Below are 16,083 nucleotides of genomic sequence, written 5' to 3'. Positions count from 1 at the left end.
ATCGGGTGGGTGAGAGCTCCCTCAGCCGATCAGCGGAGGAGGGACAGCACGCCCTGCGAGGCCTGGTTGGCCTGCGCCAGCATCGCCGTGCCGGCCTGGGACAGGATCTGCGAGCGGGTGAAGCTCATCATCTCCTGCGCCATGTCGGTGTCGCGGATGCGCGACTCCGATGCCGACAGGTTCTCGATCGCGACGTTCACGTTGTTGATGGTGTGCTCGAAGCGGTTCTGGATGGCACCCAGCTCGGCACGCTGCGTCGAGACCTCCTTGATGGCGGCCTGGACCGTGTTGCTGTCGGTGATGGCGACCGCCGCCATGTCCGTGCCCTCGTTGAAGTTCGCCAGGGCCGTGGCGGAGACCGCGATGATGTCGCCGCTGTCGTGGCCGACCTGGAAGTTCTTCTCCACCCCGCCGAAGAGCACGTCGCCGTTGAACTTGGTGTTCTCCTGGATCCGACCGATCTCTTGCTTGAGCTGGTCGAACTCAGCCGTGAGCGCAGCCTGCGAGTCGGCGTTCTGGGTGCCGCTCTTGTGCTGCACGGCGAGGTCGTTCATGCGCTGGAGCATGGAGTGGACCTCGGTCAGCGCGCCTTCGGCGGTCTGGACGAGGCTGACCCCGTCCTGGGCGTTGCGGGCGCCCACCTTGAGGCCACCCACCTGCGAGCGCAGGCCCTCGGAGATGGCCAGGCCGGACGCGTCGTCGGCGGCGCGGTTGATGCGGAAGCCGGAGGACAGCTTCTCGAGCGACTTGGACATCTGGCCCTGCGTGACCGACAGGTTGCGGTACGAGTTGGCGGCGTCGATGTTCTGGTTGATGCGAAGACCCATGATGGATTCCTTCCGTGGTGTGGATCACTAGCTGGAGTCCGTCCGTGGACTCCGTCGAGGTCCTGTTCGGTCGCCCGGGTGGGCACCTGAGGTTTTCGGGGGAGGTTTCTGCGCGGCGCCGGGTCAGGCGCTCGTCGCCACCCGCGCGGCGGGGGCGTGCGCCGCGGCGTGCCGCTCGGCCACCGCGGCGAAGTAGGCCTCGCGCCGCCGGGCGGCCACGCCGCCGGGCCGCTCGTGGGCGGGCACCAGCAGCGGGTCGAGCTGGGAGTTGATGCCGTCGCGCAGCAGCACCATCGCCTCAGCGCGCAGCTGGGAGATGCGCGACTCGGTGACGCCGAGCTCCGCGGCCAGCTCGGCCATCGGCAGCTCGGCGAGGAAGAAGCCCTCCACGACCCGACGCAACCGCTCGGGCAGCGCGGCGACCGCGTCCGCGAGGTAGTCGAGCAGCTCGGCGTGCACCAGGGCCTGCTCGGGGGTCGGAGTGGTGGACACCAGCGAGCCGGCGTACGACCCGTGGGCGTCGTCGGCCTCGAGCGACCTGACCTGGGCCCGCGCGAGGTCCTCGCGGTTGGCCAGCACGTCGTCGACGGCGATGCCCTGCGCCGAGGCGACCTCGGCATCGGTGGGCACCCGGCCCAGGCTCTGGGTCAGGCGGGCCCGCGTCTCGTCGAGGCCTCGCGCGGTGCGTCGCACCGAGCGCGTCGCCCAGTCGACCCCGCGCAGCTCGTCGAGCAGCGCCCCCCGGACGCGGGTCGAGGCATACCGCGCGAACGGCACCCCGCGGGCGGCGTCGAAGCCCTGCGCCGCCTGCACCAGGGCGGTCAGGCCGGCCGAGGTCAGGTCGTCGCGGTCGACGTGGCCGGGCACGCGCGCCAGCACCTCTCGCACCAGGTGTCCCACGAGCGGGATGTGGGCGGTCACCAGGTCGTCGGTCGTCGCCGGGGCGGCGGCGGGGGACCCTGCGGACGACGGGCTGGCGACCGCAGCGGTCTGGACCGGGGAAGGGAGCGAAGGACTAGCAGGCACGGGGTAGATGCTTGGTGCCCCGGGGCGATTCCGCTGCCGGATCAGCACATCCGAGGACCTTCGCGGCCTGATCGAGGACCGTGGTCCCGACCGGGATGGCCCGAACGGGCCACGGGTGGGTGGTCAGTCCCGCCGGACGGGCATGACCCGACCCGCCGCGCGGGCGTCGCCGCCTCCGCCGCGAACTCCTCAGGTGGCTGCCGGCGCGGCCGATGGACGTCTCGTGACCATCACTGACACCCCGCCGGCGGCTGTGGAGCGGCTGTCCCTCGTGCTCTGGCGCGAGCGCGAGCTGCTCGAGGAGCTCCACTACCGGCTCGAGGTCGAGCAGCTGGTGCTGGCCAGCGGCCGGAGCCGTTGGCTGGCGCACGCGACGCGCGACATCGACGGCCTGCTGGCGACGATCCGCGAGACCGAGGTGCTGCGCGCGGTCGCGGCCGACGCGGCCGCAGCGGCGTTCGGGATGGAGGCCAACCTGAGCCTGGCCTCCCTCGCGGAGGCGGCCGACGAGCCGTGGCGCACGATCCTCACCGAGCACCGTGAGGCGTTCGTCCAGCTCACGCACGAGATCACCCGTCTCGCCGACTCCAACAAGCACCTGATCTCCGCCGGCTACCGCTCGGCGCGCGAGACCCTGCTCTCCCTCGGTGACTCCGTCGACGGCTACTCCGCCGACGGCAGCGCGACCGCCGAGCCCGCCCGCAACCGCCTCGTCGACCGGAGCCTGTGACGTGGCCGGCACCTTCGGCTCGATCTCCACCTCCGCCAGCGCGCTGCGCTACCACCAGGCGGTGATGGAGGTGGCGAGCGGCAACATCGCCAACGTCGCGACCGACGGCTACGCCCGCCGCCGGGTCGTCGGCCTCTCCGTCGGCGCGCCCGCGCAGCCGGCCATGTGGAGTCGCTACGAGGGCCACGGCGAAGGGGTGCGCGTCGGATCGGTCGACCGGCTCGTCGACCCGCTCCTCGACGCCCGCGCCCGCCGCGAGCACGGCAGCCAGGCCTACCTCGACACCCGCGCCGCCGCCCTCGCCCGCGTGGAGGCCTCCCTCGGCGAGCCGGCCGGCGACGGGATCTCCGGCGCCCTTCACGAGGTGCGCAAGGCCTGGCACGACCTGGCCAACCACCCCGACTCCGCCGCCGTGCGCAGCCAGGTGCTCGCCACCTCGCAGACCCTCGTCGAGGCGGTCGCCGCCCAGCGCCGCAACGTCGCCGCCGAGGAGGGCGACCAGCGGATGTCGCTGCTCGCCGACGTCGGCGAGACCAACACGCTGGCGCGGGACCTCGCTGCGGCCAACGAGGCGATCACCGCCGCCCGACTCTCCAACACCGACGCGTCCGGCCTGCTCGACGCGCGTGACCAGATGGCGCTGCGGCTGGCCGAGCTGACCGGCGGCACCGCCGTCGAGAACGGCCAGGGCGGCCTCGACGTCAGCGTCGGCGGCGTCGCCCTCGTGACGGGCAGCCGGGCCGGCAGCCTCGCGGTGACGAGTGGCGTCGCGCCCGACGGGACGGCAGACGGTGCGGCGCTCGCGCTCGCGGTGACCGGGCCGGACGGCGCCACCACCCCCGTGTCGGGGCTGCGCGGCGAGATCGGCGGCACCTCCGAGCTGCTGACCACCACCCTCCCCGGGCTGCGCGCGGACCTCCAGGCCGTCGCGCAGCACCTCGCCGACGCCGTCAACGCCGCGCACGGCGCGGGGCACGACGCCAGCGGTGCGCCCGGACAGCCCGTCTTCGCGGTGGACCCGAACGCCCCCGGCGGTCCCCTCGTGCTGCTCCTCACCGACCCGGCCGCGCTCGCCGCGTCGGGAGTCGCCGGCGGCGCCAACCGCGACGGGAGCAACGCGACGGCCGTGGCCGCTGCCCTCGGCGGGCCCGAGCAGGGCTACCAGAGGTTCGTGAGCGTCCTGGGCACGGAGGTCTCCTCCGTCCGGCGCCTCGCCGCCGCGCAGGCCGGCCTCACCGGCCAGGTCGACGGCGCGCGTGAGCAGCTGTCCGGGGTCAACCTCGACGAGGAGATGGTGACGATGATGCAGGCCCAGCGCGCCTACGAGGCCGCGGCCCGGGTGATGACGACCCTCGACTCGGTGCTCGACACCCTCATCAACCGCACCGGGCTGGTGCGCTGATGACGACCATCAATCGCGTCACCCAGTCGATGCTCACCGACCGGTCCCTCGACCGGCTCCAGGGCAGCCTGTCGCGCCTCGCGGAGATCCAGGAGCACCTGTCCACCGGCCGCGTGCTCAACCGTGCCTCCGACAACCCCGGCGACGCCGCCACCGCGATGCGGCTGCGCGCGTCCATCGGCGCTCAGCAGCAGTACGCCCGCAACGCCGCGGACGGCACCGGCTGGCTCGACACCCTCGACAGCACCCTCGGGGCGTCCAACGACCTGGTGCGCCGCGCCCGCGAGCTCGGCATCCAGGCCGTCAGCGGTGCCGCCGGCCCCCAGTCGCGTGAGGCGCTGGCGGTCGAGATCGACCAGCTCCGCTCCGCGCTCCTCGGCGTCGCCAACACCACCTACGTCGACCGACCGGTGCTGGGCGGCACCACGGCCGGGTCCGCCGCCTTCACCGAGGCGGGCGGTGCCGTCACCTTCGCCGGCGACGCGCACCCGGTCCACCGCACGGTCGCCGACGGCGTCGTCGTCGACGTGTCGCTGCCCGGGCCCGCCGCGTTCGGCGCCGACGGCGACAACGTCTTCGACCACCTCACGGCGCTCTCCGCGGCGCTGCGCTCGGGCGACGAGACCGGCATCCGCGCCGGGGTCGCCGCGCTCGAGGACGACGGCAACCGGCTCGTCGTGGCCCGCGCCGACGTGGGCGCGCGAGCGGCCCGGGTCGAGCGGGCGAGCACCGCCGCGGTCGACGCGGAGCTGTCCCTGACGAGCGCGCTCGCCGAGATCGAGAACGCCGACCTGCCCCGCACCATGGTGGACCTCAAGATGCAGGAGGTCGCCTACCAGGCAGCGCTCGCGGCGACCGCCCGCGTCCTCCAGCCGAGCCTGATGGACTTTCTGCGATGATCGCCACGATGGAGACCGTGATGCCGCCGAGCAGTGCCCCCGAGATCCCGGTGATCGAGCTCGCCCAGCCGCTGCCCGGCTTCCCCGGGCGCGAGCGTTTCGCGCTGGTGCAGGTCGACGACGACGGCGTGCTGTGCAGCCTCACCTCGCTCGACGAGCCGGGGCTGCGCTTCCTCGTGGTGCCGCCGGCGCCGTTCTTCCCCGACTACGCCCCCGAGGTGGACGAGGCGGTCCTCACCGAGCTGCGCTCGACGTCGGTCGACGACCTCGTCGTGCTCTGCGTGCTCACCGCCGGCGCGTCCCTCGCCAGCACCACGGCCAACCTGGCCGCGCCCGTCGTGCTCGACGTCGCCACCCACCGCGCGGTGCAGGTGGTGCTCGACGACCCGGGCCTGTCGGTCGCCACGCCCCTGATCGCGTGAGGCGTCGCGCGACGCCTCGGGTAGCGTGACGCCATGCTGGTCGTGAGCCGCCGTGCCGGAGAGAGCGTCGTCATCGGCGATGACGTCACCGTCTCGGTGCTCGAGGTGCGCGGCGACGTCGTCCGCATCGGCATCGACGCGCCGAGGTCGGTCGCCGTCCACCGCGCCGAGCTCCTGGCCCAGCTGGCCCGGTCCAACCAGGAGGCCGCCTCCCCGACCGAGGACGCCGTCGACTCGCTGCTCAGCGCGATCCGCGACCGCCCGCAGGCCGACTGACCGGTCCCACCGGCCCCTCCCCGGGGCCGGCTGCCGGGACTGGCCCCGTGTCGGGTCCGGCGTCAGCGGGGTCGCCGGCGCCCGAGCGCAGAGGCCAGCACCGCGGCCTGGGTGCGACGCTGCACGCCCAGCTTGGCGAGCAGGCCGGTGATCTGGTTCTTGACCGTCTTCTCCGCGAGGTGCAGCCGCTCGCCGATCTGCCGGTTGGTCATCCCCTCGGCGATGAGGTCGAGGACCCGCCACTCGCCGTCGGTGAGCCGGGACAGGCCCGGAGCCTGGTTCCGCGCTCCCATGCGCTCCACGACACGGAGGGCGACATCGGAGCCGACGAGGGACTGGCCGTGCCCCACCGCCCGCACGGCGTCGACCAGCTCACGCTCGTCGGCGGTCTTGAGGACGTAGCCGGACGCACCGGCCAGGACCGAGTCGACCATCGCGTCCTCGTCGGCGTCGCAGGCGAGGATCAGCGCCTGCACGCGCGGCTCGGCCGACCTGACCTCGCGGCACACGTCGATGCCGCTGCCGTCGGGCAACCGTCCGTCGAGGACGGCGACGTCGGGCACCAGCTCGCGGATCTGGGGCACCGCCTCGGCCACGGTGCCCGACTCACCGACGATCGCGATGCCGTTCTCCGCCTCGAGCACCGCCCGGAGCCCCCGCCGCACGACCACGTGGTCGTCGAGCAGGTAGACCCTCAGGGCCGTCGATCCGTCCGTGCCAGCAGTGCCAGTCATGCCACATCCCCCCGTTGTCCCGAGGGCCCCACCCTAGGCGGGCGGGGTAGCCGCGACGAAGCAGCGGGGTGTCAACGGCAGACCGGGCTGCGCGCCGGCGTCAGGCGCGCTCGAGCAGGAAGAGCGGGATCTCGCGGTCGGTCTTCTCCTGGTAGGAGGCGTACGTCGGCCACGTGGCGACCGCGTGCTCCCACCAGTCGGCGCGCTCCTCGCCCTCGAGGATGCGGGCGGTGTAGACGTGCTTCTCCGCCCCGTCCTGCAGCTCGACCTCGGGGTGGGCGACGAAGTTGTAGTACCACTCCGGGTTGTCCGGGGCGCCGCCCTTGGAGGCGACCGCGAGGTAGGCGCCGTCGCGCTCGACCCGCATCACCGGGTTCTTGCGCAGGTTGCCCGACTTCGCGCCGACCGAGGTCACGACCACGATCGGGTAGTCGGTGTCGCCCAGGGTGTTGGCCCGCTGGCCGTCACTCGCCTCGAACTCGGCCACCTGGTTGCGGACCCACTCGGAGCTGCTGGGGACGTACGTTCCTGTCAGTGCCATGCCTGCCACAACACCACGGGCGGCGGCGATCTTCCAGTCCCCGTCGGGGTGGGGCCGCAGGGGGCGGTCGGCGGGCGGGCCTCGGGGCAGCCGCCTCCCACGGGACCATCGGGCGATAGCCTCCGGATCCATGAGTGCGATCGAGGGCGTCAGTGAGATCTTCGACCCCGAGGACTGGGACGTGGTGCCCGGCTTCGACGACCTCACCGACCTGACCTACCACCGTGCGCGCGAGCACGGCACCGTGCGCATCGCGTTCGACCGCCCCGACGTGCTCAACGCGTTCCGCCCGCACACCGTCGACGAGCTGCTGCGCACCCTCGAGCACGCGCGCACGTCGGCCGACGTCGGCTGCGTGATCCTGACCGGCAACGGACCGAGCGCCAAGAACGGCAAGTGGGCCTTCTGCACCGGCGGCGACCAGCGCATCCGTGGGCGCGCCGGCTACCAGTACGAGGACACCTCCGCCGGCGCCACCGACACCGGGGCCGAGGAGCCCAGCCCCATCGACAAGGCCAGGCTCGCGCGCCTGCACATCCTGGAGTGCCAGCGGCTGATCCGCTTCATGCCGAAGGTCGTCATCTGCGTGGTCCCGGGCTGGGCGGCCGGCGGCGGGCACAGCCTCCACGTCGTCGCCGACCTCACCCTCGCCAGCCGCGAGCACGCCCGCTTCAAGCAGACCGACGCCGACGTCGGCTCGTTCGACGGCGGCTACGGCTCGGCCTACCTCGCGCGCCAGGTGGGGCAGAAGCTCGCCCGCGAGATCTTCTTCCTCGGCGACGAGTACGACGCCGAGGAGATGCACCGGATGGGCGCGGTCAACCGCGTCGTCGCGCACGCCGAGCTGGAGAAGGTCGCGCTCGACTGGGGCCGGAAGATCAACGGCAAGTCCCCGACCGCCCAGCGGATGCTGAAGTACTCCTTCAACCTCCTCGACGACGGCCTCGTCGGCCAGCAGCTCTTCGCCGGCGAGACGACCCGCCTGGCCTACATGACCGACGAGGCGCAGGAGGGACGCGACCAGTTCCTGGAGAAGCGCGAGCCCGACTGGTCGCCCTACCCCTGGTACTACTGATCTGCTGCGTTTGCGCAGGTCAGAGGCCTGTTTGGGCCTCGTGCGTGGCAGATGCGTGGCAAGAATCGTGGTCGAAGTCGGACTCGGGTTGCTAAATGACCGCGAGGTGCGCCCACATAGGTGGATGCCCATCACCACGCCCGCGATCGCACGATCGCTTAGCCCCGCGTAGTCGAGGCGATATCTCCCGCTGAACTGACGGCCCGCACCGCGTACCGTCGGGCTGTGATTGTCGAAGCGCGGCGAGGGATCGAGCTGGGAGTCCGTGACAAGCGATCTCTGGTTGCTGTGCCGACTCCCAAGCCTGCGCCGGGGACGGCGTTTCCTCCACGGCGGCTGACCCTTCGGGGCGTGCCAGTCTTCGAGCTCGGCCTATGGTGCGGAACGTGTCCCGCCATCTTTCAGAGGTTGAGCGAACCGGAGTCTGCTGACCTGGGCGTTGCAAACGAAAGGCTCAACACGGGACTGACGGCCATCGATGACGAGATTCTCCGGGCCTACGGTCGGGCGCTGCCCAAGTCTCACTACACGTCGCTGCTGCTCGACGTGACGCCGCAACTGGTGTCCCCCGGGAACGCCTCCGACTACTTCAGCCACGAGCAAGTCGCTACCTGGGGCGTGGACCCCGCTGTTGGCGCGCCCGAGAACCCTGTCACGCCCTACTACCGAACCTTTGAGACACCGGTGGGAGAGCAGGGGCACCTCTACGAGTTCGTCGTGCCCATGGTTCCGCCCGCGTGGAACGCGAGCCAACGCGTCGCCGAGTACGGCGGCAGCCTCGGACAGACCGTGCCTACGGCGGTGGCCTATTCGCTCCTCGACGTAATCCAGCCAGCGATGAATGAGGGTGATGACTACTACGAGCACTGGGTACTCACCCACTTCCTGCTCGACGGTCACCACAAGATCGAAGCGGCGTCGGCTGCCGGGCGGCCAGTCCGCCTCCTCAGCCTCATCGACGAGCGAATCAGCATCGCGTCGCCGGAGGCGATGGTTGCAGCGCTCCAGGCTCGTGCACAGGCGCGGAAATCGCGAGGCTGAGCAAGTCTGGACCAGCATCAGTCGGCTGTCCAACCTGCCCGAGATGCTTCGGTGGCCAGCACCGTCGCCGCCATCTCGCCCCCGGCTGCGCGGGACTTGTCCTCTGCGGTCGGCCACAGATGCGCGTAGGTGCTCAGGGTGGTCGTCGCCGACGCGTGTCCCATCGCCCGCTGTACCGTGACGACCTCGCACCCGGCCGCGATGAGGCCGCTGGCGAAGTAGTGCCGCAGGTCGTGCAGCTTGTGGGCGAGGCCAGCGTCGCTGCGGGTCGATCGCCCTCGATAGTCAACGAGGTTGTCGTGCCAGGGCTTGCCGCCCTCGTCGACCCGCCACCGCGACGTTTCGCCGTCGGGCGTGTGCACCCGGACATGTTCGGAGAGGATCGTGACGACCTCGTCGGGCAGGTAGATCGCCCGCTCCGACTCGTACTTGGGCGGCCGCCGCAAAGTCCCCGACGCTGGGGTCAAGACTCGGCCGATAGCCATCCTCTTCAAGCCAGAATCCTTCGGCGCCCAGGCAGATCTGCCGAGTGTCGCCTGCGGACCGCAGAGCAGCGACCGCCTCAGCGACGGACATGTGCTCGCGCTTGGACATGGCGCCAGATTAGGCGTGGGGTACCGCGATTCGTGCGTCTTCGCAGGAGTTTTCGTTCTCCGACGGGTCCCTGGGCGGGCGTAGACTCGACCCATGTCCATGAGCGAGTCGGAGGCCTACGAGGCGGGGATGTCCCTGCCGAGTGATGCGCGCAGACGCCTCGCAATCCGACTCCTCGAGTCGGTCGACCCCGATGAGGCGTTCGACGCGGCAGCGGAGTCGTGGCTTCGCAACGAAGCCGCCGCGGCGTACGACGCTCTCAAGGCGGATCCGTCGCGAGCCATCCCGGCTGAAGATGTGCGCGCCCGCTTCGAAGCCAAGTGGGCCGCCCGTTCATGACGGGCCGCATCAACCTCACTCCGGAAGCCGAACGGCAACTCAACGAGATCGACGACTGGATCGCCAAGAACGCGACCTCTGAGATTGCTCGGCGCTTCGTCTCGGCGATCCTCGAACACATCGACGCCATTCTCGTGTTCCCGCTCGCCGGTCGACCGCGCGACGACGTACGGCCGGGTATGCGGACGACCACCTGCCAGAAGCGGACGCTCGTGGCCTACGAGGTTGACGAGTCGTCTGGCGAGATCGTGGTCAACGTCGTCGGCGTGTTCCACGGCGGCCAGAACTGGGAGGCCGCGCTCAGCGCCGATGACGACTCGGAAGAAGACTGACAGCGTGGCAAAAGCGTGGCAGGAGAGTCGTCGTAGGCCGTCGGCGACCAACGCCCCCAATCACGTTTCCGCAGGTCAGCCGCATAGTGCCGTCACTGACCACCGACAACCGCTGAGCGTGCCGCGCTTCCCCTGGTACTACTGAGCGTCCCTCCCGTCGCCGGGGCGGGCCTCAGCTGGTCGCGAGGGTGTGGTTGTCGATCTCCGGGTAGTGCCGGCGGATGTCCACCTTGCGCTCCAGCTCGGCGATGATCGCGGGGGCGAAGTTGACCTCGTAGAGCGCGTGGGCGCTGCCGAGGCCGCCGGGGCTGAAGACGTTGATCTCCATCAGCTTGTCGCCCACGATGTCGAGGCCGACGAGGAACATCCCGTCGGCGACGAGCTTGGGCCGCACCACCTCGACCATCGCGAGCATGTCGTCGGTGACCTTGACCTTCTCGGCCTTGCCGCCGGCGGACATGTTGGAGCGGATGTCCTTGGTGGAGGGGGTGCGCCGGAACGCCGCGTACTCGCCGTCGACGACCAGCGGCCGGCCGTTCATCACGAACATCCGCACGTCGCCCTTGGCCGCCTCGGGGAGGTACTCCTGGGCCACGACGTAGCCGTCGCGGGAGATGGCCTCGATGATCTGCTTGAGGTTGGGCGCCTCCTTGCGGTCGACGAGGAACACACCCGCGCCACCCGAGCCCTGCAGAGGCTTGAGCACCGCCTTGCCGCCGAGGTCGGTGATGAAGTCCTCGATCATGTCCTCGTCGCGCGAGATGAGCGTGCGCGGTCGCACGATCTCGGGGAAGTGCTGGAAGTAGGCCTTGGACAGCGCGTTGGCGAGGCTGGTGGGGTCGTTGACCACGAGCACCCCGCTGGAGGCGATGAGCTGGCCGAAGGCGACGCCCGCGTTGTTGCGCCACGGGTCGGTCTCGGCGTCGTCGGCCGGGTCGTTGCGCAGCATCACCACGTCGAACTCGTCGAGGCCGATGAGCTGCTCGACGTCGGGCTTCTGCACGTCGGCGAGGTGCCGGTCGAGCGAGCGGTAGGTCTTGGCGTGACCCGCGCGGGCCTTGGTGCTCAACGACCCGTCGGGCTCGTAGGCGAAGTCGCCGATGCCCATGTACCAGGCCTCGTGCCCCATCTCCTTGGCGGCCATGGCGAGGCGGTTGGTGGTGTACTCGGCCTTCTCCGTCTCGATGTCGTTGACGACGAATCCGATCTTCATGCGGGTCCCTCCAGGAGTGTGCTGAGATCGTCGGTGCCGACCGCGCGGGCCAGGTGGTCGTGCGCGGCCGGGTCGCGCAGGTAGCGCGGCAGCACCCGGGGCGGGTGCAGCAGCCCGCGGGACTCGAGGTCCCCGACCAGGGGCAGGTCGCGCAGGGAGAACTTCCCGAGCCAGAGCTGGTCGAGCGAGCCGCCGGAGCCGAGGTGGTCGAGCAGCTCGACGAGGCCCCGCAGGTAGATCGCGTCCTTGGTCATGCCGCCGGAGCGGTAGACCCGCATGACCGTGGTCCAAGCGCTGGCGCTGGGGAAGTCGTCGGCGACGAGCGCCTCGTGGGCCTCGGCGAACGTCGCGCCGCCGATCATCCGGTGCACCGTCACGACGCGGCCGGCGAGCTGGCGCAGCCGGAACGCCGTCAGGCCGCCGCAGGCGATCTCGGCGAGCACGGCGAGTCCCTCCTGCGTCTCGTCGTAGCCCGCCAGCCCGACGCCGAGCACCTTGATCGGCTGGTGGCTGCCGTTGGCCTGCGTCACCAGGTGGGTGCCGACCTCGTGGTGCAGCAGCGCCTGCGCGCGGGCGCGCTGCACCCGGGTCTCGGGTCCGATGAGGAGCACGTCACCCGAGACCATCACGCCGTTGACGTCCGAGCGGATCTCGGCGTGCATGTCGAGGTCGGGGTCCTCGTCGCGGTAGCGCGCGATCTCGGCGTCCGCGAGCGCGAGGAACTCCTCGGCGTCGAGGGCCGTGCCGCTGGGCTCGGTGCGGGTGATGCCGGCGAGCAGCGCCTCGGCCTGGGCGCGCAGCGCCGGCGACACGCCGCCGTACAGCTCGACGCTCAGCGGGAGGAAGTCCTCGGTGTCGCGCGCCTCCAGCATGTCGAGCTGGAGCTCCATCTCGCGCTGCTTGGCCCGCAGCAGCTGGCCCAGGACGGCGTCGTCGACCGCACCGGGGTCGATGTCGTCGAGCTCGGCGCGTACGACGGCGGGGTCGGTGTCGAGCTCGCGGTAGGTGAACGGCGGGTCGGGCTGCCGACCGGCCAGGAAGTCCTCACGCAGGTCTTCGGCGTCGACCGGCGTGACGTCGAGCAGGAAGCGGAAGCTCTGGGCGAGCAGGGAGAGTCGGTGGTCGACGGCCAGGTCGGCGGCGCTGAGCCCGGCACCCGGTCGGGCCGGGTCGCCGTCGCTCACCGCAGGCGCTCGAGCTCGTCGTGGAGGCCCGGCACGGCTGCGGCGAGGCCTTCCTGGGCGCGGCGGAACCGCTCGGCGTCCAGCTCGCCGGACCACTCGTCCATGAAGGTCTTCTTGAACTCGATGGCCAGCACGCAGCCCACCCGCGGGTAGCGGTCGTGCACCCACCACGCGAGGCCGCGGCCCTCGAAGACGACGTTCTCGCGGGCGTCGAGCGGCCCGCAGCCCACCGACGCGTCGCGCAGGTCGGCCATGAACCGCTCGACCAACGGGCCGAACAGCTCGTGGTCGAGGCTGCCGGTGCCGAGGTTGACCTCCGGGTTGTCCTCGGCGGGGGCGGCCGGCCGGTCGGCGCCGTCGCGGCGGTGGTTGTAGGAGTGCACGTCGAGCAGCACGAACGGTCCGCGCTCGGCGAGCGCGTCGAGCCGCGGGGCCAGGGCGTCGTAGAAGGCGTCGTAGGTGGCCAGGCTGCCCTCGTAGAGCTCCTCGGACAGCACGCCGTCGCGCCACACCTCGAGCCCCCAGCAGTCGTCGGGCTTGCGGTAGATGGCCTCGCGGCGCGGCCGGTTGAGGTCGGCCTCGAAGCGCGAGCGCCGCGTCACCACCCGGTCGGGCACCACGGCGGCGAGCCGGTCGGTGAACGGGTCCTCCTCGCGGAAGCGCTCCGCCTCGTCGAGCACCATCGCCTCGGCGATCTCGGGGCGCAGGTCGTGTCCGGCGTGCACGGCGGTCGCCACGACCGGGCCGTCCCACTCGCCGACGAACGCGACGGCGCCCGGGGTCCCTCCGACGTCAGCCATGGCGGAGTGTTCTACCGGAGTCCGCACCTCACCTCCACCCGGCTCGTACCCCTACGGGTGACCGGCTGGTAGGACTGGGGCCATGAGGATCGTCGTGCTGACCGGGGCGGGCATCTCGGCCGAGAGCGGCCTGACCACCTTCCGTGACGCGGGTGGGCTGTGGGAGGGCCACGACCCGATGCAGGTGGCGACGCCGGAGGCCTACGCCGACGACCCCGGCCTCGTGCAGCGCTTCTACGACGCGCGGCGGGCGGCCCTCGCCCGGGTCGAGCCCAACGCCGCACACCACGCGCTCGCCCGCCTCGAGGACGCCCTCGGTGACGACCTGCTCCTCGTCACCCAGAACGTCGACGACCTCCACGAGCGCGCCGGCTCGCGACGGGTCCACCACATCCACGGCCGGCTGCAGGCGGCGTGGTGCACCGGCTGCGACGAGCGGCACGAGTGGCACGGCACCCTGGCTGACGAGCCGCCGTGCCCCGGGTGCGGCGCGAGCGACCTGCGTCCCGACATCGTCTGGTTCGGCGAGGTGCCCTACGGCATGGACGTGGTCGAGGAGGCCCTCGAGCAGTGCGACCTCTTCGTCTCGATCGGCACGTCGGGCGTCGTCTACCCGGCCGCGGCGTTCGTCCACTGGGCCGCCGGCGAGACCCTCGAGCTCAACCTCGAGCCGAGCGCCGGCGCGTCCGACTTCGACGCCTCCCGGCAGGGCCCGGCCACCCGGCTCGTCCCCGCGTGGGTCGACGAGCTGCTGGGCTGAGCCGCGTCAGGGCCCCGCGACCCCGTGGTGCGCGAGGGGCCGGAAGTGCAGGCGTACGCGGGTGCCGCGACCGAGCACCGACTCGATCTCGATGCGCCCGCCGTGCCGTTGCATGATCTCGCGCACGATGCCGAGGCCGAGGCCGGTGCCCGGGCGCATCAGCGCCTCCTCGTTGGTCGAGCGGAACAGTGGCGAGAACAGGTCGGCCTGGTCGGCCTCGGAGATCCCGATGCCCTCGTCCCTGCAGGAGAAGGAGAGCCCGCCGTCGGCGCGGCGCTCGATGCCGAGCCACACCTCGTCGCCGGGGTCGGAGTACTTCACCGCGTTGTCGACGAGGTTGGACACCGCGCTCGCGATCTCGCGCGGGTCGCCCAGCACGACGGCCTCGCTCAGGTCCCCGACGAGCTGGAGGGTGACGCCCGACCGCTCGGCCACGGCGGTCATCGCCGCGACCGTCTCCTCCACCACGGGGACGAGGTCGACGTGCTGCATCGCCGGGCGGTGCTGCGGGTCGCTGACCCGGGTCAGCATCGCCAGGCCCTCGAGCAGCTGGCCGAGTCGCTCGCTGCCGCGCAGGATGGCCTGCGCGCGCCTGCGGTCCTGCGCGTCGGCGTCCTCGCTCTCGAGCAGGAACTCCGCGTTGGCGGCGATGACGGTCATCGGGTTGTTGATCTCGTGGGTCAGCTCGCGCAGGAACCGGTGCCGGGCCCCCTCGACGCCGCGCAGCTCCTCGAGCAGCCGGCGTTCGCGCTGGGTCGCGCGGGCGTTGGCGATGGCGCGACCGAGGTCGTGGCCGAGCTCCAGCGCCGCGTGGCCCTCGCTGTCGGTCCAGCGTCGTGAGCCGGTGCGCCGTGCGCACATGAGCATGCCCAGCAGCTCGTCGTCGACACCCACGGGCGCCACGACCACCGCCTCCAGCCGGGCCAGGCCCAAGGCGTCGGTGAACCAGCCGGTGTGGGCCGCGAGAGCGGCGTCGCCCCAGACCTGGCCGGGCTCGATGATGGTCACCCGCTGTGCCGCCCAGGCGCGGGCGGCGGCGGCGTCGAGCGCGCTCCTCACCTCGGGGACCGTGTCGAGGCCCAGCACGTCGGGGCCCTCGCGGTCGTCGCGGAAGAACACGCGGATCTCGAGCTCGTCGACCGACAGCGCACCGAGCAGCGTCGAGCGGGCCTCGCGCAGGAGGTGGTTGACGTCGTGGCGCGCCGTGTTGGACCGGGCCAGGCGCCGGGTGGCACGGATGACCCTCATGTGGTCGGCGTACTCCTCGCGCTCCACCACGGCGAGGATCGAGCGCAGCACCACCTCCAGGTCGTCGCCCAGCTCGAGGAGGCGCGCGACGCCGGGTCGGCGCAGGTCGGTCGGGACGTCGAGGTAGAGCAGCGCCCGCAGGTCGCCGCGCTCGTCGGTGATCTCCGCGACGAGCATGTCGAGGGGGTGCCACGTGTCGGGGCAGTCGGTCACCGGGATCTCGGGCACCACGACCACGCCGTCGATGCTCTCGCGGACCTCCTCGGACAGGCTGTCGGCCGAGATCCACACGAGGTGGCCCAGGCGCACGCCCTGTGCGAAGACGAGCTGCATGTCGACGAGGCTGGACGCGGTGCCGAGCCGCTCCTCCGCGTTGGGCTCGTCGCCGACGATCGCGACGAACTCGAGCAGACCCTGGGGCCGCACGACCTCGATGGCGCAGACGTCGAATCCGGCGCGCCTCGCCGCGTCGCGGGCCAGGTCGTGCATCAACGCCCGGGCGCGCGCGTCACCCCAGCTGAGGTCGCGCGTCCTGCGCTCCTCGGTCCGCGCCTGCTCCATGGCGTCGTCGCCCTCCCCATCCCCACCGGCGATCGTAGGGGGCCGGCCCCGTCGCGCCGGTCGGTATCCACCCACCGGG

19 protein-coding genes are annotated in these 16,083 nt (G+C 71.8%); 10 read left to right on the top strand and 9 right to left on the bottom strand.

Going from position 1 to position 16,083, the window contains the following annotated elements; translation table 11 throughout:
• Nucleotides 1-29: 29 nt before the first annotated feature.
• Both AC3X7Z_RS07060 and AC3X7Z_RS07055 read right to left on the bottom strand, forming a co-directional pair.
• Entirely contained in the window at nt 30-827 is a 798-nt protein-coding gene (locus AC3X7Z_RS07060) for a flagellin N-terminal helical domain-containing protein (RefSeq protein ID WP_489975462.1), read from the bottom strand.
• Nucleotides 828-950: 123 nt separating this feature from the next.
• Nucleotides 951-1,853: a sigma-70 family RNA polymerase sigma factor gene (locus tag AC3X7Z_RS07055; protein ID WP_489975461.1), complete on the bottom strand. Its 903-nt coding sequence runs from the start codon at nt 1,851-1,853 to the stop codon at nt 951-953.
• Between the two features lie 223 nt (nt 1,854-2,076).
• Here AC3X7Z_RS07055 and flgN point away from each other — a divergent pair, with 223 nt between their 5' ends.
• The 5 genes from flgN to csrA are packed head-to-tail and all read left to right on the top strand — an operon-like array spanning nt 2,077 to nt 5,582.
• Nucleotides 2,077-2,583, top strand: a complete 507-nt coding sequence (gene flgN / locus AC3X7Z_RS07050; RefSeq protein WP_241005279.1) for a flagellar export chaperone FlgN — start codon at nt 2,077-2,079, stop codon at nt 2,581-2,583.
• Nucleotide 2,584: 1 nt separating this feature from the next.
• Nucleotides 2,585-3,985 carry a flagellar hook-associated protein FlgK gene (flgK, locus tag AC3X7Z_RS07045; RefSeq protein ID WP_489975460.1) on the top strand — a complete coding sequence of 467 codons (1,401 nt, stop codon included), beginning with the start codon at nt 2,585-2,587 and terminating at the stop codon, nt 3,983-3,985.
• A complete protein-coding gene (flgL, locus tag AC3X7Z_RS07040; RefSeq protein WP_186339839.1) occupies nt 3,985-4,884 on the top strand; it encodes a flagellar hook-associated protein FlgL in 900 nt (299 codons plus the stop codon). Before flgK ends, flgL begins: the two co-directional genes overlap by 1 nt.
• Nucleotides 4,881-5,306 carry a flagellar assembly protein FliW gene (fliW, locus tag AC3X7Z_RS07035; protein ID WP_241005278.1) on the top strand — a complete coding sequence of 142 codons (426 nt, stop codon included), beginning with the start codon at nt 4,881-4,883 and terminating at the stop codon, nt 5,304-5,306. The genes flgL and fliW overlap by 4 nt, the downstream gene beginning before the upstream one ends.
• 33 nt (nt 5,307-5,339) lie before the next feature.
• Nucleotides 5,340-5,582 carry a carbon storage regulator CsrA gene (gene csrA / locus AC3X7Z_RS07030; RefSeq protein ID WP_489975459.1) on the top strand — a complete coding sequence of 81 codons (243 nt, stop codon included), beginning with the start codon at nt 5,340-5,342 and terminating at the stop codon, nt 5,580-5,582.
• Nucleotides 5,583-5,644: 62 nt separating this feature from the next.
• Here csrA and AC3X7Z_RS07025 read toward each other — a convergent pair whose 3' ends face one another.
• Nucleotides 5,645-6,316 (bottom strand): response regulator, encoded by a 672-nt coding sequence (locus AC3X7Z_RS07025; RefSeq protein WP_489975458.1) that lies wholly within the window; start codon nt 6,314-6,316, stop codon nt 5,645-5,647.
• Nucleotides 6,317-6,416: 100 nt separating this feature from the next.
• Nucleotides 6,417-6,857 (bottom strand): nitroreductase family deazaflavin-dependent oxidoreductase, encoded by a 441-nt coding sequence (locus tag AC3X7Z_RS07020; protein ID WP_186339836.1) that lies wholly within the window; start codon nt 6,855-6,857, stop codon nt 6,417-6,419.
• Nucleotides 6,858-6,987: 130 nt separating this feature from the next.
• On the opposite strand from AC3X7Z_RS07020, the gene AC3X7Z_RS07015 reads away from it, so the two are divergent.
• Together AC3X7Z_RS07015 and AC3X7Z_RS07010 are read left to right on the top strand one after the other, a co-directional pair.
• Complete coding sequence (locus tag AC3X7Z_RS07015; protein ID WP_186339835.1) at nt 6,988-7,932, top strand: 1,4-dihydroxy-2-naphthoyl-CoA synthase; 945 nt, start codon at nt 6,988-6,990, stop codon at nt 7,930-7,932.
• A 351-nt stretch (nt 7,933-8,283) separates the two neighbouring features.
• Complete coding sequence (locus AC3X7Z_RS07010; RefSeq protein ID WP_489975457.1) at nt 8,284-8,973, top strand: hypothetical protein; 690 nt, start codon at nt 8,284-8,286, stop codon at nt 8,971-8,973.
• A 17-nt stretch (nt 8,974-8,990) separates the two neighbouring features.
• On the opposite strand, the gene AC3X7Z_RS07005 is transcribed toward AC3X7Z_RS07010, so the two are convergent.
• On the bottom strand, nt 8,991-9,458 hold the full coding sequence (locus AC3X7Z_RS07005) for a tyrosine-type recombinase/integrase (RefSeq protein WP_489976003.1): 468 nt from the start codon (nt 9,456-9,458) through the stop codon (nt 8,991-8,993).
• A gap of 202 nt (nt 9,459-9,660) precedes the next feature.
• Between AC3X7Z_RS07005 and AC3X7Z_RS07000 the strand changes: the two genes are divergently transcribed.
• Both AC3X7Z_RS07000 and AC3X7Z_RS06995 read left to right on the top strand, forming a co-directional pair.
• Nucleotides 9,661-9,906 carry an addiction module protein gene (locus tag AC3X7Z_RS07000; RefSeq protein ID WP_489975456.1) on the top strand — a complete coding sequence of 82 codons (246 nt, stop codon included), beginning with the start codon at nt 9,661-9,663 and terminating at the stop codon, nt 9,904-9,906.
• Complete coding sequence (locus AC3X7Z_RS06995) at nt 9,903-10,238, top strand: type II toxin-antitoxin system RelE/ParE family toxin (RefSeq protein ID WP_489975455.1); 336 nt, start codon at nt 9,903-9,905, stop codon at nt 10,236-10,238. Before AC3X7Z_RS07000 ends, AC3X7Z_RS06995 begins: the two co-directional genes overlap by 4 nt.
• A gap of 172 nt (nt 10,239-10,410) precedes the next feature.
• On the opposite strand, the gene AC3X7Z_RS06990 is transcribed toward AC3X7Z_RS06995, so the two are convergent.
• Genes AC3X7Z_RS06990 through AC3X7Z_RS06980 form a run of 3 tightly spaced genes read right to left on the bottom strand, consistent with a single transcriptional unit; the run spans nt 10,411 to nt 13,435 of the window.
• Nucleotides 10,411-11,451 (bottom strand): glutathione synthetase, encoded by a 1,041-nt coding sequence (locus AC3X7Z_RS06990; protein ID WP_186339832.1) that lies wholly within the window; start codon nt 11,449-11,451, stop codon nt 10,411-10,413.
• A complete protein-coding gene (locus AC3X7Z_RS06985; RefSeq protein WP_489975454.1) occupies nt 11,448-12,635 on the bottom strand; it encodes a peptidase MATCAP family protein in 1,188 nt (395 codons plus the stop codon). Before AC3X7Z_RS06985 ends, AC3X7Z_RS06990 begins: the two co-directional genes overlap by 4 nt.
• Nucleotides 12,632-13,435: an N-formylglutamate amidohydrolase gene (locus AC3X7Z_RS06980; RefSeq protein ID WP_489975453.1), complete on the bottom strand. Its 804-nt coding sequence runs from the start codon at nt 13,433-13,435 to the stop codon at nt 12,632-12,634. The genes AC3X7Z_RS06985 and AC3X7Z_RS06980 overlap by 4 nt, the downstream gene beginning before the upstream one ends.
• Before the next feature lie 82 nt (nt 13,436-13,517).
• Here AC3X7Z_RS06980 and AC3X7Z_RS06975 point away from each other — a divergent pair, with 82 nt between their 5' ends.
• Complete coding sequence (locus AC3X7Z_RS06975) at nt 13,518-14,195, top strand: NAD-dependent deacylase (protein ID WP_489975452.1); 678 nt, start codon at nt 13,518-13,520, stop codon at nt 14,193-14,195.
• Between the two features lie 6 nt (nt 14,196-14,201).
• Here AC3X7Z_RS06975 and AC3X7Z_RS06970 read toward each other — a convergent pair whose 3' ends face one another.
• On the bottom strand, nt 14,202-16,004 hold the full coding sequence (locus AC3X7Z_RS06970; RefSeq protein ID WP_489975451.1) for a sensor histidine kinase: 1,803 nt from the start codon (nt 16,002-16,004) through the stop codon (nt 14,202-14,204).
• Nucleotides 16,005-16,083 lie beyond the last annotated feature (79 nt).

Source organism: Nocardioides sp. Z24_21, assembly GCF_058134345.1.
Note: the sequence above shows the minus strand (reverse complement) of the source record. Positions and strands in the feature narration are given on the sequence as shown.